At 72.3% G+C, this 24,133-nt stretch carries 23 protein-coding genes, 1 tRNA gene and 1 pseudogene; 13 read left to right on the top strand and 12 right to left on the bottom strand.

What is annotated here, in order from left to right:
- The first annotated feature begins 108 nt into the window (after positions 1–108).
- Positions 109–444: an antibiotic biosynthesis monooxygenase family protein gene (locus tag ACV7NM_RS22160; RefSeq protein ID WP_463411899.1), complete on the top strand. Its 336-nt coding sequence runs from the start codon at positions 109–111 to the stop codon at positions 442–444.
- A gap of 60 nt (positions 445–504) precedes the next feature.
- Here ACV7NM_RS22160 and ACV7NM_RS22155 read toward each other — a convergent pair whose 3' ends face one another.
- Positions 505–900 carry a nuclear transport factor 2 family protein gene (locus tag ACV7NM_RS22155; protein WP_463411898.1) on the bottom strand — a complete coding sequence of 132 codons (396 nt, stop codon included), beginning with the start codon at positions 898–900 and terminating at the stop codon, positions 505–507.
- A 106-nt stretch (positions 901–1,006) separates the two neighbouring features.
- Here ACV7NM_RS22155 and ACV7NM_RS22150 point away from each other — a divergent pair, with 106 nt between their 5' ends.
- Positions 1,007–1,555 carry a GNAT family N-acetyltransferase gene (locus ACV7NM_RS22150; RefSeq protein ID WP_463411897.1) on the top strand — a complete coding sequence of 183 codons (549 nt, stop codon included), beginning with the start codon at positions 1,007–1,009 and terminating at the stop codon, positions 1,553–1,555.
- Positions 1,556–1,686: 131 nt separating this feature from the next.
- On the opposite strand, the gene ACV7NM_RS22145 is transcribed toward ACV7NM_RS22150, so the two are convergent.
- Positions 1,687–3,738, bottom strand: a complete 2,052-nt coding sequence (locus ACV7NM_RS22145) for an MFS transporter (protein ID WP_463411896.1) — start codon at positions 3,736–3,738, stop codon at positions 1,687–1,689.
- Positions 3,739–4,104: 366 nt separating this feature from the next.
- Between ACV7NM_RS22145 and ACV7NM_RS22140 the strand changes: the two genes are divergently transcribed.
- On the top strand, positions 4,105–4,884 hold the full coding sequence (locus ACV7NM_RS22140; protein WP_463411895.1) for a peptidoglycan-binding domain-containing protein: 780 nt from the start codon (positions 4,105–4,107) through the stop codon (positions 4,882–4,884).
- Positions 4,885–4,924: 40 nt separating this feature from the next.
- On the opposite strand, the pseudogene ACV7NM_RS22135 reads toward ACV7NM_RS22140, so the two are convergent.
- Positions 4,925–5,181, bottom strand: a pseudogene (locus tag ACV7NM_RS22135) (DUF5713 family protein); the annotation flags it as partial.
- Positions 5,182–5,416: 235 nt separating this feature from the next.
- On the opposite strand from ACV7NM_RS22135, the gene ACV7NM_RS22130 reads away from it, so the two are divergent.
- The gene (locus tag ACV7NM_RS22130) at positions 5,417–6,112 is read left to right on the top strand and encodes an HAD-IA family hydrolase (RefSeq protein WP_463411894.1); all 696 of its coding nucleotides are present in this window, start codon (positions 5,417–5,419) and stop codon (positions 6,110–6,112) included.
- Positions 6,113–6,342: 230 nt separating this feature from the next.
- On the opposite strand, the gene ACV7NM_RS22125 is transcribed toward ACV7NM_RS22130, so the two are convergent.
- A complete protein-coding gene (locus ACV7NM_RS22125; RefSeq protein WP_463411893.1) occupies positions 6,343–6,924 on the bottom strand; it encodes a TMEM165/GDT1 family protein in 582 nt (193 codons plus the stop codon).
- 497 nt (positions 6,925–7,421) lie between these two features.
- Between ACV7NM_RS22125 and ACV7NM_RS22120 the strand changes: the two genes are divergently transcribed.
- The 4 genes from ACV7NM_RS22120 (at position 7,422) to ACV7NM_RS22105 (ending at position 11,601) form a co-directional block, all read left to right on the top strand.
- Complete coding sequence (locus tag ACV7NM_RS22120; RefSeq protein ID WP_463414026.1) at positions 7,422–8,075, top strand: HNH endonuclease family protein; 654 nt, start codon at positions 7,422–7,424, stop codon at positions 8,073–8,075.
- Positions 8,076–8,235: 160 nt separating this feature from the next.
- Entirely contained in the window at positions 8,236–9,894 is a 1,659-nt protein-coding gene (locus ACV7NM_RS22115; RefSeq protein WP_463411892.1) for an alkaline phosphatase D family protein, read from the top strand.
- A 228-nt stretch (positions 9,895–10,122) separates the two neighbouring features.
- Complete coding sequence (locus tag ACV7NM_RS22110; RefSeq protein ID WP_463411891.1) at positions 10,123–10,755, top strand: DedA family protein; 633 nt, start codon at positions 10,123–10,125, stop codon at positions 10,753–10,755.
- Positions 10,756–11,106: 351 nt separating this feature from the next.
- Positions 11,107–11,601: a hypothetical protein gene (locus ACV7NM_RS22105; protein ID WP_463411890.1), complete on the top strand. Its 495-nt coding sequence runs from the start codon at positions 11,107–11,109 to the stop codon at positions 11,599–11,601.
- A 60-nt stretch (positions 11,602–11,661) separates the two neighbouring features.
- Here ACV7NM_RS22105 and ACV7NM_RS22100 read toward each other — a convergent pair whose 3' ends face one another.
- Together ACV7NM_RS22100 and ACV7NM_RS22095 are read right to left on the bottom strand one after the other, a co-directional pair.
- Positions 11,662–11,895 (bottom strand): DUF2277 domain-containing protein, encoded by a 234-nt coding sequence (locus ACV7NM_RS22100; RefSeq protein WP_463411889.1) that lies wholly within the window; start codon positions 11,893–11,895, stop codon positions 11,662–11,664.
- Between the two features lie 93 nt (positions 11,896–11,988).
- The gene (locus ACV7NM_RS22095) at positions 11,989–12,630 is read right to left on the bottom strand and encodes a TRADD-N-associated membrane domain-containing protein (RefSeq protein WP_463411888.1); all 642 of its coding nucleotides are present in this window, start codon (positions 12,628–12,630) and stop codon (positions 11,989–11,991) included.
- A gap of 144 nt (positions 12,631–12,774) precedes the next feature.
- Here ACV7NM_RS22095 and ACV7NM_RS22090 point away from each other — a divergent pair, with 144 nt between their 5' ends.
- Positions 12,775–13,380: a hypothetical protein gene (locus ACV7NM_RS22090; RefSeq protein WP_463411887.1), complete on the top strand. Its 606-nt coding sequence runs from the start codon at positions 12,775–12,777 to the stop codon at positions 13,378–13,380.
- A 93-nt stretch (positions 13,381–13,473) separates the two neighbouring features.
- On the opposite strand, the gene ACV7NM_RS22085 is transcribed toward ACV7NM_RS22090, so the two are convergent.
- Together ACV7NM_RS22085 and ACV7NM_RS22080 are read right to left on the bottom strand one after the other, a co-directional pair.
- Positions 13,474–14,775 carry a restriction endonuclease gene (locus ACV7NM_RS22085; protein WP_463411886.1) on the bottom strand — a complete coding sequence of 434 codons (1,302 nt, stop codon included), beginning with the start codon at positions 14,773–14,775 and terminating at the stop codon, positions 13,474–13,476.
- A 277-nt stretch (positions 14,776–15,052) separates the two neighbouring features.
- A tRNA-Val gene (locus ACV7NM_RS22080) sits at positions 15,053–15,127 on the bottom strand.
- A gap of 105 nt (positions 15,128–15,232) precedes the next feature.
- Here ACV7NM_RS22080 and ACV7NM_RS22075 point away from each other — a divergent pair.
- The 3 genes from ACV7NM_RS22075 (at position 15,233) to ACV7NM_RS22065 (ending at position 17,560) form a co-directional block, all read left to right on the top strand.
- Complete coding sequence (locus ACV7NM_RS22075; protein ID WP_463411885.1) at positions 15,233–16,477, top strand: hypothetical protein; 1,245 nt, start codon at positions 15,233–15,235, stop codon at positions 16,475–16,477.
- A 167-nt stretch (positions 16,478–16,644) separates the two neighbouring features.
- Positions 16,645–17,238: a DUF4383 domain-containing protein gene (locus tag ACV7NM_RS22070; RefSeq protein WP_463411884.1), complete on the top strand. Its 594-nt coding sequence runs from the start codon at positions 16,645–16,647 to the stop codon at positions 17,236–17,238.
- A gap of 115 nt (positions 17,239–17,353) precedes the next feature.
- Entirely contained in the window at positions 17,354–17,560 is a 207-nt protein-coding gene (locus ACV7NM_RS22065) for an FmdB family zinc ribbon protein (RefSeq protein ID WP_401526667.1), read from the top strand.
- A gap of 102 nt (positions 17,561–17,662) precedes the next feature.
- On the opposite strand, the gene ACV7NM_RS22060 is transcribed toward ACV7NM_RS22065, so the two are convergent.
- From ACV7NM_RS22060 to ACV7NM_RS22045, 4 genes are all read right to left on the bottom strand, one after another.
- A complete protein-coding gene (locus ACV7NM_RS22060; protein WP_463411883.1) occupies positions 17,663–18,322 on the bottom strand; it encodes an O-methyltransferase in 660 nt (219 codons plus the stop codon).
- Positions 18,319–19,149 carry an HAD family hydrolase gene (locus ACV7NM_RS22055; RefSeq protein ID WP_463411882.1) on the bottom strand — a complete coding sequence of 277 codons (831 nt, stop codon included), beginning with the start codon at positions 19,147–19,149 and terminating at the stop codon, positions 18,319–18,321. The genes ACV7NM_RS22060 and ACV7NM_RS22055 overlap by 4 nt, the downstream gene beginning before the upstream one ends.
- Complete coding sequence (locus ACV7NM_RS22050; RefSeq protein ID WP_463411881.1) at positions 19,146–21,794, bottom strand: phosphoribosyltransferase; 2,649 nt, start codon at positions 21,792–21,794, stop codon at positions 19,146–19,148. The genes ACV7NM_RS22055 and ACV7NM_RS22050 overlap by 4 nt, the downstream gene beginning before the upstream one ends.
- Positions 21,795–21,919: 125 nt before the next feature.
- Positions 21,920–23,086 (bottom strand): HpcH/HpaI aldolase/citrate lyase family protein, encoded by a 1,167-nt coding sequence (locus ACV7NM_RS22045; protein ID WP_463411880.1) that lies wholly within the window; start codon positions 23,084–23,086, stop codon positions 21,920–21,922.
- A gap of 222 nt (positions 23,087–23,308) precedes the next feature.
- Here ACV7NM_RS22045 and ACV7NM_RS22040 point away from each other — a divergent pair, with 222 nt between their 5' ends.
- Complete coding sequence (locus ACV7NM_RS22040; RefSeq protein WP_463414025.1) at positions 23,309–24,091, top strand: TerD family protein; 783 nt, start codon at positions 23,309–23,311, stop codon at positions 24,089–24,091.
- The last annotated feature ends 42 nt before the right edge of the window (positions 24,092–24,133 follow it).

The raw sequence follows: 24,133 nt of genomic DNA, 5'->3' as shown, positions 1-24,133 counted from the left end.
CCCGCCCTGTTGAACGCAACCCCGACTTCGCCTGGCTGCCGCGCTTCATGCACCACTTGATTACCTGGGGACGACGATATCCCGCGCGCGATCCCTAGGATGGCGGGCATGAGCATCGTGAAGATCAACGCACTGACCGTTCCCGCCGAGCAGCGGGAGCTGCTGGAGCGGCGTTTCGCCTCGCGTGCGGGGGCCGTGGAGGGTTCGGACGGGTTCGAGTGGTTCGAGCTGCTGCGTCCCGTGGAGGGCACGGACCAGTACCTCGTGTACACGCGGTGGCGTTCCGAGGAGGACTTCCAGGCGTGGATGGAGGGCCCGATGAAGGCGGCGCACCAAGGCGGGGCGGGCGGCGAGGGCGGCGAGCGGCCGAAGCCCGCGGCGTCGGGGTCGTCGGTGTGGTCGTTCGAGGTCGTGCAGCAGGCGGCGCCCAAGCCGCGGGGCTGAGGCGGATCGGCGGCCTCCGCTCCCGCTCCGGCGGCCGCCCGGGGGCACCTGTCGGCCTGGTCAGCCCCAGAAGGTGTTCTCCTCGTCGATGTCCTGGGTGCACTGGTCGATGTCGCTGATCTTCCCGCCGACAAGGGTGAAGAAGAGGCCTTGGTGGATCTCGATCCCCCGGTCGGCCCGGTCGGCGCGGGTGGTGTGGAAGGCCATGGCGTGGCCGCGGCCGTCCACGAGCACCGACTGCAACTCGACCCGCATGGTGCCGCCTGTCTCCTCGCCCAGGGCCCGGTAGAGGTCGAGGACGGCTTGGCGGCCCTTGTGGTGACCGGAGAGCGGGTTGTCTCCGGGCATGTGGTGGATGACGTCGGCCGTCATGAGCGAACCGAGCGTCTCCATGTCGCCCTTGGTGAAGGCCTCGTAGCCGCGGCGGACCAAGGCGGCGTCGGGGTGTTCGGACATGGCGCCCACATCCTCTGATCGAAGCGATTTACCCCTTTTCACATCATCAGGCCGCCCCTGTGGATATTCCAACGCGGCCGCCCGGCGTTCGTCTCAGAATGACGCCATGACCAGCGAACAGATCACCGCCACGGGCACCTGGCAGGTCGCCCCCGAACCGTTCACCACTCCCGAGGCCACCGCCCTGCGCCGCGCTTACTACGCCGAGGTCGCCGGCCGGTACTGGCACAGGTCCGTCACCGAGGCCGAGATCGACCAGGGTCTGCGTGACGACCCGGCCGACGGGCTCGCCGCGCCGACGGGCTGTTTCGTGGTCGGCCGGTACGACGGCCGGCCGCTGTCCTGCGGCGGCATCCGTCTCCTCGACGCGACCACCGCCGAGCTCACGAGGGTGTACGTCGACCCCCGCGCCCGGGGTACCGGCGGCGGGGCGGCCCTCCTCGGGGCCCTTGAGGACGCGGGCCGGGAACTGGGCGCCGAGCGCGTGCGGCTGGACACGCGTTCCGATCTCGTGGAGGCCCGGCGCCTGTACGCGCGGCAGGGGTACGCGGAGATACCCGCCTACAACTCCGGCCCGTACGCGGAGCACTGGTTCGAGAAGCGGATATCGGGGACGGGCCGTGATCCGTCCCGAACGGCTCGAATAAATCCATGAGTCGGCGCGTGCACGGCGTCGTCGGCGCGGTCCTTTCAGGGGCTGTGGGGGCTTCCCCGGGCGGGCGTGATCGACGCCGCGACCTGGGCGGAGCTGCGGCACAGCCGACGGCGCGTCCTGCCGGGCGCCGGTCAGTGGTTGGAGTGGTCCCGGCGCGAGAAGGTGTCGTAGGGCTCCTCGGCGTCGGATCCGCAGAGTTCCTCGTTGAGTTCCTTGAGCAGGTCGGCAAGGTCGGTCGGCCGCTCAGGACCCCACCAATCACCGAGCAGCTGGGCGAGCGACTCCTCCCTGGCCCGGGCCAGCCGGGCCGCGACCTCGCGGCCCCGGTCGGTCAGGATCAAGGGCAGCCCGTCGCGGACCGCGAGCCCGCGCTCCTCGATCTGGCGGGCGGCCTCCGTGATGGTCTTGATCGGCACGGTGGTGCGTTCCGCCAGGACCGCCGGCTCCACCGACCCGTACTTGTTGATCCGCAGCAGCATCCAGCTGGCGGCGGGCAGCAGGTCGACGCCGGCCTTTGCGGTGATCTTCTCGTAGACGTGGCGACGACCCTCGCGGGTCCCGAGCACCGACAGTGCCCGGGCCACCTCGTCCCGGGAGGAACGCTGGACGGGATTGGTGGCGAGGGTCTCGCTGCCGTCGGGTGCGGTGACCGAGCCGCGCAGCTTGTCCTCCTTGAGGAACCAGGCGACGACGAACGCGACGAGGACCAACGGCACGGCGTATAGGAAGACATCCGTGATGGAGGACGCGTAGGCGTCGAGCACGCGCGGCTGAAGATCAGCCGGCAGCATCGCGACCGCCCGCGGGTCGGCTTCCAGGCCGTTGACGCTCACCCCGGGCGGCAGCGGCACCCCGGCGAGGGCGGCGGTCAGCTCGTCGCCCAGACGGCTGTTGAAGATCGTGCCGAAGATGGCCACTCCGAAGGAGGCCCCGATGGAACGGAAGAAGGTGGCGCCCGAGGTCGCGACCCCCAGGTCCTCGTACCGGACGGCGTTTTGCACCACGAGCACCAGCACCTGCATCACCAGGCCGAGACCCGCGCCGAAGACGAAGAAGTAGACGCTCATGACCAGATCGGAACTGGTGCGCTGCAACTGGTGCAGGAGCAGCAGCCCGACGGCGGTGACGGCGGTGCCGGCGATCGGGAAGACCTTCCAGCGACCGGTCCGGCTGACGATCTGGCCGGAGCCGGTGGAGGAGATCAGCAGGCCGACCACCATCGGCAGCATGTGGACACCGGACATCGTCGGTGAGACGCCCCGGACGACCTGGAGGAAGGTGGGCAGGTAGACCATCGCGCCGAACATCGCGAAACCGATGACGAAGCTGATCACCGAGCAGAGGGCGAAGGTGCGGATCTTGAACAGACCCAGCGGCAGGACGGGTTCAGTGGCCCGCCGTTCGACGGCGATGAAGGCGACGAGCACCACGGCGGCCAGCACGACGAGACCGATGACCTGCGCCGAGACCCAGGGCCAGGTCGTGCCGCCCAGGGAGGCGACGAGCACGAGGCAGGTGGCGACGGAGGCGATCAGGAAGGTGCCGATGTAGTCGATGGTGTGCTTCGAGGAGCGCACCGGGATGTGCAGGGCGGCCGCGATGACGAGGAGCGCGACCAGACCGATGGGGAGGTTGATGTAGAAGACCCAGCGCCAGGACAGGTGGTCCACGAACAGGCCGCCCAGCAGCGGGCCGAGGACGCTGGTGGCGCCGAAGACGGCACCGAAGAGGCCCTGGTACTTGCCGCGTTCGCGGGGCGGGACGAGGTCGCCGACGATCGCCATGGACAGCACGATCAGCCCGCCGCCGCCCAGGCCCTGCAGCGCCCGGTACCCGATGAGCTGCGGCATGTTCTGCGCCAGCCCGCACAGTGCCGAACCGATGAGGAAGATGACGATGGCGGCCTGGAACAGCTTTTTGCGTCCGTACTGGTCACCGAGCTTGCCCCACAGCGGCGTGGCTGCGGTGGACGCCAGGATGTAGGCGGTGACGACCCAGGACAGGTGCTCCATACCGCCCAGGTCGCTGACGATCGTCGGCAGGGCGGTGGAGACGATGGTCTGGTCGAGCGCCGCGATGAGCAGTCCGAGCAGCAGCGCGCCGATGGCGACGAGTGCCTCCCGGGAAGTGCGCTCCGAGCCGGGCCGGGGGCCCACGGTCGACGTGGTCACTTCCTGTGCCATCGGCTCCTCCGTAGGTGTCGGGGGCTCGGGCGTCCGGAAGGTCCGGCCGTCTGTCACGCGAACGGCCTGTTTCCCTCGTCGAGCCCCCTCGGGTGGGATCAACATCTCCATCCTGAGCGGTGTGTCCGGTTATGGCCTCTCGGGAGGTTGGGTGCGGCCTGGCGGGTCTGCATAATCGCTGGCATTGGCCAGGGAGGGTTTCCAGTGAGCGCTGAGCGCTGTCCAGATTGCGGCGCCCCGGGCGCCGGCTGCGGGTGTGCTCCGGCGGCGGGTTTCGACCCCCTGCGCATCCGTCCGTACGTCAGCCTGTCCGAAACCGGCCGGGCGGGTGACGCCGGGTCGTCCCCGCAGCCGGTCCTGGGCGCGATGGCGCAGCCTGTCGCGCCCGCCGACGCCGACGCTACGGAGCTGCTGCCGAAGGTCCCGCCCGCGCCCGCGAGCGGAGAGGACACTCCGGCGTACGGAACCCCCGTGCCGCCGGCGCATCCCTGGCCGGACCACACGGTCCCGCTCCGCGCGGTCCGCCCGGCACCGGCCACCACGAACATCACGGCGGGAGGGGAGGGCGGGGGCGGGGGCCCCGAGAAGCGGCGAAAGCTGCCCCTGTTGCTGGCCGGGGCCGCCGCCCTCGTCGCCGTCGGCGGTGTGGCCGTCGGGGTGTCCGGCGGTTCCGGGTCGGGTGAGGCGACGCTCCTCGACACGAAGCCGTCCGCGTCGACGGTCGGCATATCCCCGGCCGGGCCGTCGCAGGGATCGCCCAGCGCGCCGGCCGGCCCGTCGCCTTCGGCGTCCGTCTCGGCTTCCGTCTCGCCCAGCGCGTCGCGTTCGCCGTCGCCGTCCGCGTCCGCGAGCGCGTCCCGTTCCTCGGCGCCCCCATCGCGGAGCCCTTCGCCCACGCCGAGCCGCACCACCGCCCCGCCGCCGCCCGCCGCCCAGGGTCCGAGCCTGCGCTACGGGGATTCGGGCCCGGACGTGAAGAGGCTCCAGCAGCTCCTGGCCGGACAGGGCCTCTACCGCGGCAAGCCCGACGGAAGGTACGGCAAGTCCACGGAGGACGCGGTGTCGGAGTTCCAGTGGGACAACAACATCACCGAGGACCCCTGGGGCGTCTACGGTCCCGCGACCCGCAAGGCCCTGGAGGGCTGAGTTGCCTGTGGGGCCGGAAGCGGAGCCCCGCGACCGGTAGTCACCGCTCCGGGGTGGCGGTGAGTTCCTCGATGTCCGCGCCCGTGAACTCGTAGGCCGCCGCCACGAGCCGGAAGTCCTGGGCGATCTCCTCGCGCGCGAGACTGTCTCGATCTCGCTCCCGACTGCCTCGAAGTCGACCTCCGGCAGGTTGCACGCGTCCGTCGCCGCGCGGGTGAACACGTTCAGGGCCGCCCGGTCGGGCGGCGGCTCGGCCTCTATTCGCTCGCACAACCGCACGAGGACCGCTCGACGACGCGGCGCGGGCGGCGTTGGCGGGTGCCCTCAGGCACCGGGAACTCCGCCGCGCCCCGCCGTGCCCCGCCGTGCGCGCGCCTTCATGGGCTCCCGCCCCCACCCCCCTCGGAGTCCGCGGTGGCGCGAACCCCTCCCGGTTTTGTATAGTGCAGGAACAAAGTGGTTCCGTCCTCACTCCCTGACCGGTGGACGGAACCACTTGTTCTCTTTTGTCCCCGCGTCTGGAGCCCCGCCGATGTCGGCCAGCACCACCAACAACGCCGCCCGCACCACCGTCGTCCTCTCCGCCAAGGCCCTGCTCCTGGACATGGACGGCACCCTCGTCAACTCCGACGCGGTGGTCGAACGGTGCTGGCGCGAATGGGCGGTGGAGCACGGGCTGGACCCGCGGGAGGCCCTCAAGGTCGTGCACGGCCGCCAGGGCTACGCCACGATGGCGATCCTGCTGCCCGGGCGCCCGATGGAGCAGAACCACGCCGAGAACGCCGAGATGCTCGCCCGTGAGACGGCCGACACCGACGGCGTGGTCCCCGTCGAAGGCGCCCCGGACTTCATGGCGGCGATCGCCGACCTGCCGCACGCGCTGGTCACCTCCGCCGACGCCGCGCTGGCCAGGGCCCGCATGACCGCGGCCGCACTGCCGATGCCCCGCGTGCGGGTGACCGCCGAATCGGTCGGCGCGAGCAAGCCCGACCCCGAGGGGTTCCTCAAGGGCGCCGCCGAGCTGGGGGTGGACCCGGCCGACTGCATCGTGTTCGAGGACTCGGGCGCCGGTATCGCCGCAGGTCACGCCGCCGGTATGCGTGTGATCGGCATCGGTCCCCGCGCGGCTGCGCACGCCCCGACCGCCCATGTCCCGGACTTGAGGTCGGTACGCGTCGACTCCACCCCCGACGGCACCCTCCGCCTCACCCTCACCACGCCTGCCTGAGCCCCACCGGCCCGCGCCCCTGCCCGCGCCCGGTCCGTATCCGGCGCCGGCGGCACGGGCGGCCACAGCGAGATCGGCGCCCACCGGCGTCCGGGGCCACCATCGGCCGCCGCTCGGACGTGAAGGCGACGCGCGGGCGGGCCGGCCGTTCCGGGCCACGAGCGGCGCCACCCGCGCGACCCCCGCCTGACCCGCGATCGCCGCAAGCCCGCGGTCAGCAGGCGATCACCTCAACCCGCGATCGCCTCGTACAGCGAGAACCCGGCCAGCGCCGCCATCACCGCGGCCGCCACCTTGGTGATCAGCCTCAGCGGCACGTGCTTCATGAGCGTGCGCCCGCCCAGGATGCCGATGCCCGCGACCGCCCACAGCGCCAGCACGGCTCCGACGCCGACCGAGACCGGGTTGTCGTACCGCGCGGCGAGGTTGGCGGTCATGATCTGGGTCAGGTCACCGAATTCCGCGACCAGGATCAGCATGAAGCCGGCCCCCGCCACCCTCCAGAAGGACTGGTCCGCGGGGGGCTTGACCTCTTCCTCGTCGTCGCTCTTCTTGAGGAGCAGCATGGCCGCGCCCGCGAGGAAGAGCACGCCCACGACGGCCTGTACCAGCCGGTGCGGGAGCAGCGTGAGCACGCTGCCGGCCGCGATGGCGAGCCCGACGTGCAGGGCGAAGGCGGCGGCGACACCCGCGAAGACGTAGGACGCGCGGTAGCGGGTGCCGAGCATCAGCCCGGCCAGGGCCGTCTTGTCGGGGAGTTCGGCGAGGAAGACGACGCCGAAGGCGATCGCCGTGACGGTGAAGCTGAACACGGGGGCAGAACCTCAATCGGTCGGGCGGGACGCCGTCGGTACCGAGAGACCTGGGATGTACGAGGGGTCGCTTCGGCTCGGCGGCGCCCCGGATGTGTTGCCACGCGGGATGCGTGGCGCCGGGACACTGCGGCCGAAGGTCTCGCTGGCCGACCACCTGCGCGGTCTGCCTCCGGGCGCCGGCTGGTGTGACCCAGCAGTATGTCGACGGTCCGGCGAAGAGCTACTCCCCTTCTGCTCCATCAGGGTACGCGATGGCCGCCGGGCCAAGGGCGTCCGGAATGTGACGTTGACCCCAGCTCGCCCGCCCGCCTCGCGCGATTTCCCAACTTCCTTTCACACCAAGTCTCTTGAGCTCCTTGATGTGACGTGCCCATGTCGGCACGCTGTCACCTGGCGCCCACCCGCCGGACATCTGGCGCCGCCACCATGGCCGCGACCCGCCGGGGTCGCACGGCCACCGCCCCCCACACATCAAGGGAGCCCCCATGGCGCTCATACCTTCCATCTACGCGCGTCGAACCGGTCGGATCGGCGTCCTCGCCTCGGCCGTCGCGCTCGCCGCCCTCACCTCCCTCGCAGGCGCTCCCGCCGCCCAGGCCTCCCCGCCCGCCCCCATCAGCGCCGCCGCGGCACGTTCGTACCTGGCCACGGTGACCCCGGTGGCGGAAGGTTCCCTCAGCGGTTACAGCCGTACCCTCTTCCCCCACTGGAGCACCGTCTCCGGCACCTGCGACACCCGTGAGACCGTCCTCAAGCGGGACGGCTCGGGCGTGGTCGTCTCCTCCTCCTGCTCGGCCGTCAGCGGAAGCTGGTACTCCGAGTACGACGGCGCCACCTGGACCGCCGCCTCCGACGTCGACATCGACCACGTGGTCCCGCTCGCGGAGGCCTGGCGCTCGGGCGCCGCCTCCTGGACCACCGCCAAGCGCCAGCAGTTCGCGAACGACCTCACCCGGCCGCAGCTCATCGCGGTCACCGACAACGTCAACCAGTCCAAGGGCGACCAGGACCCGGGCACGTGGCTGCCGCCGCGGACCGCCTACCGCTGTACGTACGCCCGGATGTGGGTCGAGGTGAAGCAGTACTGGGGTCTGAGCATGAACTCCGCCGAGAAGACGGCCCTGGTCGGCGTCCTCAACGGCTGCTGACACCCACTCCCCCCGCACCTCCCCCACCGCCCCGGCCACCGGAAGCGGACGCCGGTCCCCCTCCCCCGCCAGGCCGATCTTTCTCCCCCGCCAGGGGGAGGCCAGGCGCACCCCGCACCCCGTACCGTGATCGAAGGGGATGAGCGGGAGGGGGAGTTCGATGGCCGGATTGCGTCTGGGGCCGCTGCTGCGCCACGTCGACTGGGACCGGGGCGGTTCGGCGACGGTCTGGGTCGAGGCGGACCGTCCGTGCACCGCCGAGGTGCGGTGCGCGGACGGCGCCGCCGGAAGCGTGCGCACCTTCCAGATAGCCGGCCACCACTACGCGTTGGTCCCGGTGACGGGCCTGGCACCGGGCACGACCACGGCGTACGAGGTGCTGCTCGACGGTGTCCGCGTATGGCCGCCGTCCGGCGGGGACTTCCCACCGAGCACCATCACCACGCCCGCGGTCTCCGGACCCGGCCGGCCGGCGCCGGAGCTACGGGTGACCTTCGGCTCCTGCCGGCAGGCCGCGCCGCCCGCGGGCCGGCGCGGGCCGCACGGGCCGGACGCGCTCGACACCCTCGCGGCGCGGCTGGCCGCCGAACCGGAGGCGGTGCGGCCGGACGTACTGCTCCTGCTGGGCGACCAGGTGTACGCGGACCAGTTGTCGCGCGAGACCCGGCGGTGGCTAGCGGCCCGCAGGGACCTGCGGGAGGCGCCGGGCGCACAGGTCGCGGACTACGAGGAGTACACGCGGCTCTACTACGAGTCCTGGCTGGACCCGGAGATCCGCTGGCTGCTGTCGACCGTGCCCAGCCTGCAGATATTCGATGACCACGACGTGGTGGACGACTGGAACACCAGCGCGGCGTGGCTGGCGGGGATGCGGGCGACGCCCTGGTGGCGGGAGCGGGTGCTCAGCGGGCTGATGTCGTACTGGGTGTACCAGCACCTCGGCAACCTCTCCCCCGCCGAGCTCGAAACCGATGAACTGTACGCGGCGGTACGGGCCTCCCCGGACGGTACGGAGGCCCTGCGCGCCTTCGCGGCCCGAGCGGACACCGACCCCGGTTCGGTGCGGTGGAGCTACCGACGGGACTTCGGCCGTTCGCGGCTGCTGATGGTGGACACCCGGGCGGCGCGGGTGCTGGCCGAGGAGGGCCGGGCGATGCTCGATCCGGCGGAGCACCAGTGGCTCCGCGAGAACGCCCTGGCCGGGCACGGGGGTTACGACCATCTGTTGATCGGGTCCTCGCTGCCGTGGCTGATGCCGCCGCTGATCCATGACGCGGAGGTGTGGGACGCGGCGCTGTGCCGTGGGGAACGCGGGCCGCGGTGGGCACGGATCGGGGAGGACCTGCGTCGGCGCGCCGATCTGGAGCACTGGGCGGCGTTCCCGGCCTCGTTCGCGGCGTTGAGCGACCTGATCGAGGAGGTGGGGACGGGCCCGCGGGCGCCCGCGACCGTCATGGTCCTGTCCGGGGACGTGCACCACGCGTATGTGGCCGAGCCCCGAATACCCAGTACGGCCCGGGTGTTCCAGCTGACCTGCTCGCCGGTCCACAACTCGATCCACGTGGCGGTGAAGTTCGGCTTCCGTCTGGGCTGGTCTCGGGTGGGGCGGTGGCTGGGGCGCGGCTTCTCCCGGCACGGTCGCACGGGTCGGCCTCCGTTGAGCTGGCGGCGTACGGGCGGACCGTGGTTCGGCAATCAGCTGATGACGCTGTCGTTGGCGGGGCGGACGGCCAGGCTGTGGCTCGACCAGGCCCGTTCGGGCGGCTCGGGGGCCCGGCTGGTGACGGTGTCGGACCGGTGGCTCACCGAACCGGAGTAACGCGTACGGGCGGTCCGGGGTGGCGTGGCCGGCGTGGTGCGGCCGGTGTGGTCCGGCCGGGACGGGGCGCGGCTGTCGGCTCCACAATGTGGCGGGCCGGGCAGGGCGGCTGACGGACCGGCTGCCCCGGGGCTCCGGGGCGTCGGCGTCGGGCGTACGCTGTATGGCTGTCAAGCCGCCCCTGCCGCTCCCCGCGACGACGCGGCGCTTCGGACTGGGGAGTCCGCCTTGCTTGAGACTCTGGGTTCGCTGACCACGAGCCCCTGGATCTATGCCGTGGTGGCGGTGTCCGTGGTGCTGGACGTGTTCGTGCCGGTGTTGCCGAGCGGTGTCCTGGTGATCACCTCGGCGGCCGCCGCGGCGGCGGCCGGGGCCGCGGGTTCCCCGGCGCCGGTGCCCGCGCGGGTGCCGGACATCATGGCGCTGCTGGTGATCGCGACGACGGCTTCGGTGCTGGGCGACATGGCCGCGTTCCGGCTGGCCCGTCGCGGTGGTGCCCGGCTGGACCGGGCGATCGCCCGCTCGCGCCGGCTGACCCGGGCGCACGAGCGGCTGGGCGTGGCCCTGGCGCGTGGTGGCGGGGCGTTGGTGGTGATCGCCCGCTTCGCGCCGGCGGGCCGCTCGGTGGTGTCGCTGGGTGCGGGCAAGACGCAGCGCGAGGTGCGCGAGTTCCTGCCGTGGTCGGTGCTGGCGGGCATGGCGTGGGCCGGTTACAGCGTGGCCTTGGGTTACTTCGGCACGCGGTGGCTGGGCGCGGCCTGGTTGGGCACGGCGGTGTCCGTCGTCGCCCTGTTCGCGGCGGGCTCCCTCGCGGTGTTCCTGCTGCGCCGTCCGATACCGGCGGCGGCGCCGGCCACGTAGGACGCGCCTGGCGGACGGAACCCGTACGGGGCGGTGAGGTGCTGTACGGGGCGCTCGCACGGGACTCGCACGGAGGCCGGGCCCGGACTCGTACTGGACTGGTACGTGACTCGCACGGAAGCCGGGACCGGACTCGTCCAGGGGTCGTGCGGGCCTCGTACGGCCGCGGCCCTTCGCCGCTCGCGCGCGGGCCGGACGTAGGCCGGTCGGGGCAGTGGGTCACCCGTTCACCCGGCTGCGATCGCCGGGTCGGCCCCGGGCTCCTAGCGTCCTGGGCAGGGAGCGCGACCGAATCCGCGTCACACCCGTGTCCTGGCCGCGCCGTTTCGAGGAGCCCGAGGAGTTCACTCCATGCCCGCTACCCGTAAGCGGTACCGCCTGACCGGGGCCGCCGCCGCGGCGCTCGTCATCACCGCCGTCACGCCCGCCACCCTCGCCCAAGCCAACGCGTCAGCGTCCGTCTCGCCCGGTGTCGTCGCCCCGGGCAGCCGGGTCAACCTCAGCGTCACGGGCTGCGGCACCCGGACCGCCAAGGCGTCCTCGCCCGCGTTCGGGGACGTCCAACTGGCGCCCGGCAACGCGCAGGCCACCCGACTGTCCGGCAGCGCCATCGTCTTCGGCGGCGCCACGACCGGTTCGCACCCCGTCACGTTCGAGTGCGGTGGCTCCGGAGGTGAGCGGGTCACGGTGTCGTTGACCGTCAGCCTCGGCGCCGCCCGTGGCGGGCTGGGCGGCAGCGTGGGCTCGATGAGTACGGGCCCGGTCGCCATCGGCGGCGCGCTCGTGGCGAGTGCCCTGGGCGCCGGGCTGTGGGTGATGCGCCGGCGCAGGGAGTCGCACGCCTGAGGGAGTCACACGCATGGGGGTCTGTCTCACCGGACGGTCTGCCGCACCGGACGGTCTGTCTCACCGGACCTGCGCGACCGGCTCCCGGCCCCGTACGTGCACCCCGTCGAGGAGCGCCGCCGTCGCTTCGGCGATGGCGTCCACGGCGGCGTCGAAAACCTCCCGGTTGTGCGCGGCGGGCGCCCGGAACCCGGACACCTTCCGTACGTACTGGAGGGCCGCGGCGCGGATCTCCTCCTCCGTGGCCTTCTCGGGGATGGCGGGCGGACGCAAGGTCTTGATGGAACGGCACATACCTCCACTATGGCTCCGCCGAGACCCGTTCGGGCGGTCTTCGAGGACCGGCGGCCCACGGCGCGGGCCCGGGATGATCGTCCGGGCGGGGCCTCAGCCGGTGGACCGCCCGTACTCCGGCAACCCGGCGCCGGACAGCTTCATGATCAGCCCCGCCTGTAGCCGTCCGCGCAGCTCCGGATCCGTGACCTCGTCCAGCAGCCGGACCGCCTGCGCCATCGACTCCGCCGACCGCCGATCGTCGCGCAGCGAGGCCGTCTGCCCGGCCATGTGGCGCAGCGCGACGTCGGCCCTGCGGTGGAAGAGCTGCCCGATGAGGGTGACGACCAGTCCCACGGAGCTGGTGACGACCCCGAGGTACAGGTCGCCGCTGCTCTCGGCCTTCCACACCGCCAGCGCCACCCCGCCCAGCAGGATCACGGCCCCGGCACCGGCGAAGCGCTGGCTGGTCACGAAGCTGCTGCGCGCCTGGGTGAGCCCGTAGGCGTAGTACTCGACGAGGAGGGCCGTGAAGTCGTCCCCCCGCCCGACAGGCGGCGGCACGCCACCGACGTCGGCGTACTTCGGATCGTCCGCCTCCACCCCGGGCCCGGGGAGCAGCGCGAGCAACCGCTGCCGCTCGGCCTCCCGTCGGCGCTCGAACCCCTGCGCGGCCCGCCGCTCCAGCACGACGTACGCCGCCCCGGCGACGAGCACCCCGACCAGACCTACCAGCCCCGCACCCCACTCCCCCATCCCCCGACCATCCCACGCCCCACCCCCACGGCCAAGCCCCCGGGAGCGGGCGCGCGGGGCGTGCGCCCGTGCCCTCTTGTGTGCCGGGGCTCAGGGGCGGACCTTTGAGGGCGGGTGCTGCCTCAACGGGGAGGGCGATCAGTCATGGGTGCGACGAGTCCATGGGCCAGGGAGACCTTCGGAGCCCTGGCGGAGCGGCTGGCCGTCACGATCCCCGCTTGCCTGGTTGAGGCCCACGAGAGGGCGCGCCACGGCCACGAAGGGGTGCACACCCAAACGTTGGAGGCATACGGACACGGTCTCCACGCGGCCCAGTACGAGGCACTGGCCGCCGGCCTCGCGCACCTCGACGGTTCCACGGCACGGCGGCTCCAAGGCCGCACGGTGACGGTGATCGACCGCAACGTCATCTATCCGATCCGCTACGCCAAGAAGGACGTACCGGTGACCGCCGCCCGGCTACGGCGGGCCGTCGGCTTCCGCGCGGACCTGATCCGGCGCCACGGCCCCGAACCGATGCAGCAGGAGTTCGACCTCGGACTCGACGACCTGGGCGAGCCGGAAGTACATCCGGACATCGCCCTGCTTCCGTCGGAACTGCGGCTCGTCATCGTGGCGTACGCGTGCTCGATGGAACGGGGCGTCATGCGCGCCGAGTGGGGTTCGGCCGAACTCCGCCGCGAGGACCGCTACCTCCTGTGGCACCACCACGAACCGCTGATCCCCACTGCCGACCACCGGGCCGCCTGACGGCGACGCCATCGGTCCACGGACCGCCGTCTCCGCTCCGGTCGTCTCCACCGATATGTCCGCCGGCCCACGGAGAGGTCCGAACCACCGGGCTTACTCGAGAAGAATCTCTTCGGGTCGCCGGCTGGTGATCGGTACTCCCTGGGCGTAGACGATGTGCTGCAGACAAGCGGCTAGGTCGTCGCCGTGATCGTCTCGGGCCATACTGCGCAACTCCCGGGCCAGGTCCAGGCCGTTGACGAGGACGATCGGGTACTGGTCCTCTACCATCTCCAGCTGAGCCGGCTCGGAAAAGGCTCCGGTGGTCACATAGATGCCGATCCAGCCACGGCGCAGACGTGCGACGACCCGCGCGATCTGTTCCGCAGACACGAGGCCGTCAGGGCGTACGCACTTGGCCTGGCCCAGGACGACAAGGCTGGTGCCGGCAAGGCCTGTTCCGAGATCGATTCGCCCCACGAAATCCGCGCCGCCGTCTCCTGAGCGACGGGTGATCCATCCTTCCCGGTAGTTGTGCCCTGAGCCTTTCAGCACGCGAGCGGCAACAGCAGAAGCGACGGCCTCGAAATCGTGTTTGCGACCGTCGAAGTGCTCGTAGATGCACTGGAGGTCTTTGTCTCGCCGGCTGCTCGGCGCAGGACGCTGATCACGCACCTTCGTGACGCGCGCCCGAGCAACGCGCCGGCGAACGCGTGGCAGGGCGGAGTGTCCGCGCTTGACCCATTCCCGCCAGGCACGAGGTGCCTTGGCGAGGGTCTCCTGATCCGAAACGACCGGACTGCGACGCGCGGTGATCCAGTCCCAGTCGACCTGATCGTTCTCGGTGGCCAGGTCGAGCAAGGCGATGTCATACACGTAGTTGGTGAAAGTGGTGTGCTCATGCCCTGCCCACTGAACGATCCGTTCGGCTCGTTCTATGACCCCGAGACCACAGAACTCGACGTAGCCCTTGACCCTGCCATTGCGTGACACGGCGCGGAATAGCAGAAGCGGGGCTGCGCCGGATCGCTCCTCCGGCGTGGGTGCCTGGTGCTCTGCAAAAGCGTCGAGGAGCGCAGCGTTCCCGGTAGTGGTTCCGGGTGGTTTGGTGAGGCCGGCCTTGTGGTCCCCGAAGTACCGCACGTGACCGTTGTCCATGTCGAACACGTCATGCCACGGCGTCTGCTCACTGCCCGCCTTCCAGGGGCTGGAGCGGACCAGGATCGCCGGCCGTCGCAGACGTCCGCCCGCCGAGACTTTCGCCATGCCGTTGATACCGGATTCGAGAAGCGCCCTTTTGTGACCGGGAGCATCTGTCAGGTAGTGGAAGTTCGGGTATCCGTCGAGCACTGGCTCGGTCGGGTCCTTGGCACTCGCATAGCGCAGCACCTGTCCGACGCGCAGCATCTCCCCCATGGCAACCCCTCCCAAGGACCCACGAAGAGGTGATCATCGCACGGCGCCGCGGCGGCACCGGCTGCCGCCGATAACCTCACGTCCGGCCGCCTCGGCCTGCGGCGAGGCGGGCCGACGGCAGCGCGTCCGCGGCGAACGCAAGGAGCGGGACCCGCCGCGATCCTTCTCGCCGTACACGGCGGAAAGACCATCGGGGCGACGGGGGGCATCACTGACCCGGGTGTCACTCGTAGACGCCAAAAGGCCCCCCGCCGTGATCGGCGGGGGGCCTTTGTGCTGGTGGGCGCGGACGGTTTCGAACCGCCGACATCTGCTTTGTAAGAGCAGCGCTCTACCCCTGAGCTACGCACCCGTGGATGAGTGGACAGCCTACATGGAGGGCGCACCCCCGGCGCAAACCCGTTCCCGTAGGGGAGAATGGAGCGGGGCATGGCGGACGCGGCACGGGAGAGGGATTGTGACAACGGCATCCCGGCGGTGGTTCGGTGGGCGGGACGAGAGCCGGCGGGCGGACGCGCAGGCGGCGAAGGATGCCGCCGCGGCCGCGTTCTACGAGCTGGACACGGCGCAGCGGGACCTGCGGATCTCGATGGAGACCATCGCCGCGGCGGACGGGTCGCCCGCCGCGCGGCAGGCGGCCGAGGGGTTCATGGCGCTGGGCCGGCGCATCGACCAGGTCAGCCAGGTGTACATCGAGGCCGTCGACGCGCACGACCTGGACCGCGTCGACCTGGAGGGCTCGGTCGCGGCGCAGGCCCGGCAGCAGCTGACGCGGGCGCGTGACGAGCTCGTACGGGTCAAGGGCGAGCTGGACCGGTTCCAGCAGGGGCTGCAGCCGTTGCTGGACAAGGCGGAGACTCAGCTGGCCCGGGTCGCGCCGGCTCGGGAACGGGCGAAGGCGGCGTTGCTGGCGGCGAGCGACGCGTTGGACGCGGTCCGGGCGAAGGGGATGCGGGCCGACGACCTGGCGGCGCGCCTCGCCGCGCTGGGGCCGGAGCTGACCAAGCTGAACCAGGGCGCGGCCCGGCACGGGGTGCAGGAGACGGTGCAGCGCGCCGACCGCATCCTGCGTGACGCGGAGGCGGTACGGGCCGAGGCCGCCAGGCTTCCGGAGCGCGCGGCGGAGGTCGACCGGCGACTGGTGAGCCTGCGGACCCGTGCGCAGGCGTTGCGCAACCGGGCCGACCGGGTCGATCCGGTCCTCAGCGAGCTGCGCCGGCGGTTCAGCGCGGCGTGCTGGCAGGACCTGCAGCACGTGCCCGACCAGGCGGTACGCGATGTCGCGCGGGCCGAGGAGAAGCTGGCGGAGGCCGGCCGGGCCCGGGAGGCGCAGCGCTGGGCCGAGGTGGGGACGCTGATCGAGGAGGTCCGCGCGGGTCTGGACGCCACCGACGAGGCGGTGTCGGCGGCGCAGGACCGGCTGACGCGGCTGGAGGCGGTGGCGCGGGACCCCCAGGACGAGGTGCGCCGTACCCGTTTCGCGATCCGGGACGCGCAGCGGCTGGCGATGGAGGGCCGAACCGTGCCCGATCCGCGCCACGCCCGGCCGCTGGACGACGCGGTGGCGCGGGTGGAGCGGGCGTTGGCGGGGCTGGAGGGTCGCCACCCCGACTACTGGCAGTTCCTCCAGGAGATGGAGGGCGTACGGGCGTCCGTGAACCGGGTGGTGAACGACATCCGGGCGGAGCGCGGCCACGCCTGACCCGGCAACCGGTCCACGGGCGGTGCCACGCCTGACCCGGCAGGACGCCGGCCCGGGACCGGTCCGCGGGCCAAGGGTCGGCCGGGGTTGTCCGGGCGGGGGCCGCGGCGGATGCTGGGAGGGATGTCAGGCAGACGTCAGGCAGACGTCAGGCAGAGGAGGCCGCCATGGCCACTCACGCGACTTCGCACCTGCGGCGGCCGGTCGGCGCCCGGCTCGACGAGCACCTGCCGGTCGATCACAAGCTCAGCCGGGTGTACCGGGTGGGCGCGGGCCTGACCGGGCTGCTGCTGGTCGTGTTCGGAATCCTCGGGCTGGTGCACCGGATCGGGTTCTTCGACACGGGCGGGGCGACGGTGCTGGCGCTGAACACCAACGGGGCGCTGAGCGTCCTGTCGATCTGCATGGGCGCGCTGCTGTTCTACGGGATGGTGGTGGGCGGGAACTTCGCGTCGACCCTGAACATCGCGTTGGGCCTGCTGTTCATCGCGAGCGGGTTCGTGAACCTCGCGCTGCTGGACACCGGGCTCAATTACCTGGCGTTCCACGTCCCGAACGTACTGTTCAGCTTCGTCGTCGGCGTGATGCTGATGTGGTTCGGCATGTACGGGCGGGTCGGCGGCGGCCTCTCGCACGACAACCCGTACTGGCGTGCCCGCCACCCCGAGGAGGCGGCCCGGGAGGACCGGGCGGCGGCGAGGGCGACGGCGCGGGCTGCGGAGCGGCGGCCGCTCGGCACCCGCCGCGCGCCCTACCCGTGACGGCACCCGCGCGCCCTACCGCCACCGTGACGGGCCCCGCGCGCCGCCCTACCGTGACGGGGTCGGGCCCTGTGCGATGGGCCCCGTGCGGGCGCGGTGCGGCTAGCCTGTCCGCATGCCTCGTTACGAATACCGCTGCCGCACCTGTGACGACACCTTCGAGGTGAGCCGTCCGATGGCCGAGTCCTCCGCGCCCGCCGACTGCCCGGCCGGTCACGCCGACACCGTCAAGCTGCTCTCCGCGGTCGCCGTCGGCGGTGGCGCGGCCGCCCCGGCCCCCGCCATGGGCGGCGGCTGCTGCGGCGGAGGCGGCTGCGGCTGAGCAGTCGCGAGGGCCACGCCGCCGCGAGGGCCACGCCGCCGCGAGGGCCACGCGCAGCCACGGCCTCGACAGCCTGGAGAGCCTGGAGAGCCTGGACGACCATTACCGCTTGCGCGACAGGGTCAGGCCGTCCGAGATGGCGAGCAGCACCGACTCCATGCGGTCGTCGGCCAGCACGTGGTCGTTGAACGCGCGGATGGCCGCCGCCGCGCCGGTCGCCGCCTCGTCGAGCACGCGCCCGTGGAAGAGGGTGTTGTCGCTGACGATCAGCCCGCCCGGCCGCATGCGCGGGACGAGCTCCTCCCAGTAGGCGATCTGGTTCTCCTTGTCGGCGTCGACGTAGGCCATGTCGATGTGCGGCTCTCCCGGCATCGCGCGCAGCGTCTCCAGTGCCGGGGCGAGCCGCAGGTCGATGCGGTCCGCGACGCCCGCCGCCTCCCAGGCCCGCATGCCGTACGCCGTCCACTCCTCGGAGATGTCGCAGGCGATCAGCGCGCCGTCCGCGGGCAGCGCCTGCGCCATGGACAACGTCGAGAAACCGGTGAAGGTGCCGATCTCCACGATGCGGCGGGCCCCCGTCAGCCGGACCAGGAAGGCCAGCAGCGGCCCCTGCTCCTGCGCCGACTGCATCCCCGCCGACTCCGGGAACTTCTCGTACGTCGTCGTCACGAGCCCCCGCTGGATCGCGTCCAGCGGGGGGTTGTGGTCGAGCATGTACTGGTAGAGCTCGTCAGTGATCTTGGTGCTGTTGCCCTTGGTCATGCGCCCAGTGTGCCGAGTTCCCCGACCGCTCGCCGGAACCGGCGCACGATCTCCTCGCCCGCCAGGACCCCGACCTGTGCCAGGGCCGTGACCGACCCGGCGGTCCAGCCGGCGTCCGCGAGTTCGCCGTGGCCCGGCCGCCAGCCCCGGTCAGCCGCCAGCAGCAGGTCGGCGTCCAGCAGGGAGTCTCCGGCGGCCAGGGTCGTGCCGGCCCCGGTCCGGCGGGCCACCTCCCGCATGGCGGCGCTCTTGGTCAGCGGCCGCGGGACGGCGTAGATCTTGCGGCCCTGGAGGGAAACCGTCCAGCCACGCGGCTCGGCCCAGGACACCAGCGCCTTGAGCCACTCGTCCGGGACCAGCGCCCGCTCCACGACCAGGTACGTGAACAGGTCCTCCGCCACCCTCGCCTTGCGCAGCCATGCCCGGTCCGCCGTCGCCAGCAGGTGCTCGTACACCTCGGCGAGCGGGGCGCACTCCTCGGCGAGCCGCGCCGCGACCTGACGCCGCCAGTCCCGGTCCGGCACGCCGTCCACGAGCAACTGCCCGCCGTTGGCGCAGATCGCGTACTTCGCCTGGCGGCCGGGGAATCGGATGCGCTGGTACTGCTTGCGCGTACGGGTCGTCGTGGGGACCCAGACGACGCCCGGGTCCGCGGTCAGCTCCGCCAGCAGTCCCGCCGCGGCCTCGGTCATGTACGACAGCGGCTTGCTCTCGTGGACCTCCACGCACAGCAGCCTGGGTGCCACCGGGTCGGGCATGGTCAGGCCGAGGGCCGCCGCCGAGTAGATGAGCGTGCGGTCGAGGTCGCTGGCTACGAGGACGGTCACTGGGAGGCCACGGCCTTTCCGTCGGCGCCGGTGGCGCCGCGCGTGAAGCGGGGGTGGATGAGTCCCACGCAGGTGTAGGGCAGCCCGTCGACCTCTTCGACCGGCACTCCGCGCTGCTGCGCGAGCAGGCGTACGTGGTCCAGGTCCGCGCCGACGCCGCGCTGGGCGAGGATCTTCCACGGCACGCGGCGCAGCAGCACCCGCGTGGTCTCGCCGACACCGGGCTTGACCAGGTTCACGTCGTGGATGCCGTACTCCTCGCTGATCCGCTCGACGGCCGCCCAGCCCTCCCAGGTGGGTGTCCGGTCTGCCGCCAACAGTTCCTTGACGTCGGCGTCGACCGCCTCGGCCACCTCCTCGAAGCGTGCGGCGACGGCGTCGACGAACGCGACGGACACGTCCGCGACGGCGAGTTCGCGGTAGAACTTCGCGCCGTGGAAGTCGGCCGGCCCGACCAGGTCGGACCTGAGTACCGTACGCGAGACGAGGCCCGAGACGGTGGAGTTGAGGCAGGCGGAGGGGATCAGGAAGTCCTCGCGGGTGCCGTACGTGGACACGCACGATCCGGGGTCGGCGAGGACGACGATCTCCGGGTCGAAGCCGTCGAATTCGGCCAGGGCGTCCCGCAGCTCCCGGGTGATGGCCCCCTTGCCCGTCCAGCCGTCGACGAAGACGACGTCGGCGGGGTCGTGGTGGGCGGCCAGCCAACGCAGCGCGTTGGCGTCGATGCCGCGTCCGCGCACGATGGAGACGGCGTAGTGCGGCAGGTCCAGGCCGTGCCGGGCCTGCGCCCAGCGCCGCATCAGCACACCGACGGGGGTGCCGGCGCGGGCGAGGGAGACCAGCACGGGGGACGGCGACCGTTCGGCGAGCACCGTTTCGGTGACGGTGCCGACGGCGCGGGCTATTCGGGCGGCGGAGGCGTCCAGCGCGCTCTGGTAGAGCCGCTGGTACTCGGGCGACGGTTGGTACTCGACGGGCAGCGACTCGGCGTAGTGCGCCCCACCGGCCTGGATGGCCTCCTCGCGCTCCTCGGTCGGGGCCTCCAGTTCCACGTCCGAGAGGTCCTGGAGCAGCCAGCCGACGTCCTCGGGCGCGTAGGAGGAGAAGGCGGGCCCGCGCAGGGGCTCGGTCATGATCGGCTCCTGCCGGTCGGAGGGGGCGGAGCGGGTGGCCGGACGCGCCTCCGCGGCGGGGCGTTGGTCCGCGGCGGGTCGTTCGGCCGCCGCGGGGCGCGCTGCCGCGGAGGACCGTTCGGCCGCGGAGGGCCGCGGTTCTCCGGGCGATCCGACCTCCGCCGATCCCGGTACGTACGACGGCACCACCACCAGCAGCACCTGCCCCGTGTGCGGGGCGAGCCGCGCGAGGAGGCCGTCGGGGGCGTGCAGCGCGTCGGTGTCCGCACGGGAGTCGACCACGGTGACGACGGCGTCGAAGCCGGCGCCCGCGACGTTGTACGCGTACCGCTCCCCCGGCCCGTCGGCGGGTTCGTCGTGCGCCGGGAAGGCCAGCCGCGTCCGGATCGCGTAGCCGGGGTCGTCCACGGCGAGCACCGGCGAACGGGTGGTGGTCGAGAAGCGGACCTCGCGTCCGGCGGGCGCCCCGGATTCCTCCAAGGCGCGCGCGAGCCGCAGAGGCGCGTACATCAGCTCCTCGTTGCCCAGGACCAGGACCCGTCGGGGACCTGCCCCCAGTTCGGCGTCGACGCGGGCGGCCAGCGCGGGCAGCGCCTCCTCCAGCCGGGCCCGGTGCGCCGGGGTGAAGCCGTGCCGGCCTCCGTCGGGCAGTCCGGCGGGCCAGTCCAGGCCGACGCGCCGCACCGGGGCGGCCTGGCCCGTGTCGGCCGGGCCCAAGTCGGCCGGGCCGGCCGGGCCCCTGTCGGCGCGGGCGACGCCGGACTCGTACTCCTCGACCAGCGCCTGCCCCTTGGCCAGGACGTCCTCGGGGAGGGAGACCGTGCCGCGGGCGAGGGCGACGAGGTCGATCCGGGCCCCGAGTTCGGCGGCGAAGGCGTCGAGGCGCTCGCGGTCGGCCGGGGAACGCATGTCCACGAGGGCGACCACGACGTAGCGCGGGCGGGGATGGCGGGCGTGCAGGTCGCGGATGGTGTTCAAGACGGTGTTGCCGGTGGAGAACTCGTCGTCGACGAGCACCAGCGGTCCGCTGCCGGTCAGCAGCTTCGGGTCCTCGGGGAGCAGCAGGTGCGAGGTGGCGTGCGAGTGGGCCTCCTCGAAGCCACCCGCCGGCTCGACGCCGGGCACGGGGCGGCGGGTGGAGTGCAGGTAGGGGGCGACCCGCAGGCCGTCGGCGACGCTGTGGCCGAGGCCGGTGGCGGTCTCCGCGTACCCGAGGACGACCGCGTCGGCGGCCTCCTCGCCCAGCAGGTCCGCGACGCTTTCGCCGAGCCCGCGGCCGGCGGCGTGGACGGTCGCCGGGGACTGTGGGACGTGCTTGCCCAGGATGCGGGAGACCAGCAGGTGGGCCCGTTTGGGGTTGCGCCGCAGGGCGAGCCCGAGCAAATCCCGCAGCGGCGGCTGCGCGCCCGCCGACTGCCCGGGCGCCGCCGCCTGCTCCAGGCGCACGCCCAGCCGGTCCGCGACCCAGGTTCCCGACCACACCTCTTCGATCGTCTTCCCCTTCTCCATGGCGGGCTCCGAGAGCTCCGCTGGCTCCGGAATCCCAGTGTGCGACGCCCGGCTCGCACCCGACGCCCGGCTCATGCTTGACGGCCGGGTCACACCTGACGGCCCGCTCATGCCCGAGGCCCCGCTCATACCCCGAGCCCGGCCGTGAGGAGGTCGACGAAGCCGACCTCCTCCCTCGCCACGCCGAAGACCTCGGCGCGCAGCATGGTGCGCTCGGCCCAGGCCCGGTGGGGCTTCACCTCGTTCATCTTGTTCGTGTAGGCCGAGCGCATGACACCGCCGCCGCCGCGCTCGGGGCGCAGGATGTCCTGGGCGTCGCTGAACTCCTCGTGGGAGACGACCGACAGCGCGTGGACGGGTGTGACGTGGGCGGGGTGGATGCAGGTCTTGCCGAGCAGTCCGTTGGCCCGGTCGAGTTCGATCTCGCGCAGCAGCCCGTCGAGGTCGTGCTCGATGAGCGTGGTGCGCAGTTCCTCGGCGCCTTCCGCCAGGAAGGGGCTGCGGCGCAGTTGCGGCTTGAAGAGGCGCTGCTGGCTGCGGAAGTACTCCCAGACGGGGCCGGTGACGGTGAAGCCGGTGCCGTCGGCGCGGCTGAGGACGTTCACGACGTCGGCGATGACACCGGCGACGATCTTGACGTCGTAGGCGGTCATGTCGGGGGTGCGGCGCAGTCCGTATACGGAACAGAAGTCCGTCACGCCGAGGCGCAGGGCCAGGACGCGCTCGCGGTAGCGGTTCACCGTCCGGGAGATCCCGGCGAGGGCCTCGACCCGGGTTTCGAGGTGGAGGAGTTCGGGGGTCTCCAGGACGGGCATGGCGTACAGGGGGGCGGTGGCGCTCTCCCGCTCCGCCTCGGCGACCGCGTCCAGGAACGCCGTTCCGCGACTCTCCGTGAACTTCGGCAGTACGAATCCGGCCAGGTGACGGCCGGAGCTCCCGAGGCGGTGTACGAGGTCGGGTATCTGCTCGGGCGTCCGCACCCGGATGAAGAGGAGCGGGGGCTCCGCGGCGTCCTCGTCGAGCGCGGCGAACTGACGGATCAGGTTGGCCTCGCCGGCCGTCACCTCGCCGTCGCCGATGGAATCCTCCAGGCAGAGGACCATGGAGACGACTCCGCGGGCCGCCTGCTTGCGGATGTCGTCGGCGAGGCGGGGCCGGATCGCCGGGCTGTAGAGGGTGGCGCCGAGGGCGGCGGCGAGCGTACGGGCGGGGGAGGCGGCGGTGAACTCTGCTGGCTCCTGGTGGAAGAGGTCCTTGCGGACGCTGGGCGAAATGTGCCCGAAGTGACGCATGTGCTTCCCCCGTACTGCCTCGGCGGCCCAACTGGCGTGGCCGGTAATAGTACGTACGAATGAGAGTCAAGAGTTCCTCAAGCACATGAAGTTCAGGTAACCCTCTTGCACCATGCCCACGTCCTGGGTTCCGTACAAGTGGCTACGGGCAAGTGACTACGGGCAAGTGACTACGGGGGGCCGCATTGTCCAGGTCATGGCCGGGAGGGCAGGATGACCGGCATGACGCACGCGATGCAGAAGGGCTCGAACATCCCGGTGGCCGCCGTGGCGGTCCGGGCGGTGCTGCGCTGGACCACCGGACCCGAGGTACCGGACGTCGACGCGTCCGCGCTCCTGGTGGCGGTGGACGGGCGCGTGCGCTCCGACGAGGACTTCGTGTTCTACAACCAGCCCCGCCACCCCTCGGGGGCGGTGTGGCGCCTGGGCAAGAAGCAGATCGGGGACGCGATCACCGACGCCGTGCAGGCGGATCTGCGGGCCGTGCCCGCCGTGGTGGACCGCGTCCTGGTGGTGGCCTCCGCCGAGGACGTACCGTTCCAGCAGGTCCGTGACCTGCGCATCCTTCTGTACGACGCCACCCCCACCGGTGGCTCCGAACCGCTGGCGTACTTCGACGTGCACCCGGAGACGGGCGCCGAGACCGCGCTGATCTGCGGCGAGCTCTACCGCCGGGCCGAGGGCTGGAAGTTCCGCGCCTTGGGCGAGGGGTACTCGGACGGCCTGGTGGGGCTGGCGACCGACCACGGGATCTCGGTCGACGAGAACGCCCCCGACCAGGCGGCGAGCGCCGCGCCCGGACCGACCGACGAGCAGACGGCCGCCATGATGCCGCCCGCGCCCTCGGCGGCGCCGGTGATCCCGGCCCCCGCGCCCCCGACGCAGGCCCCGCCGGCCGTCGAACCCGCCTACGGCTATCCGCAGCCCGTCTCCCCGGTTCCCGGCCCGGGCGGCGACTCCGCCTTCCGGCTGCCGGCGCAGGGCCCCCAGTTCATCCGCCGCTGACCCCGGGGGTAACCCGCCCGAGGCCTGACGGGGAGCCCGTAC

The sequence above is a fragment of the Streptomyces sp. Tek67B01 genome (assembly GCF_055231995.1).
The sequence above is the reverse complement of the archived record's forward strand: the minus strand, read 5'-3'. Positions and strand labels throughout refer to the sequence as shown.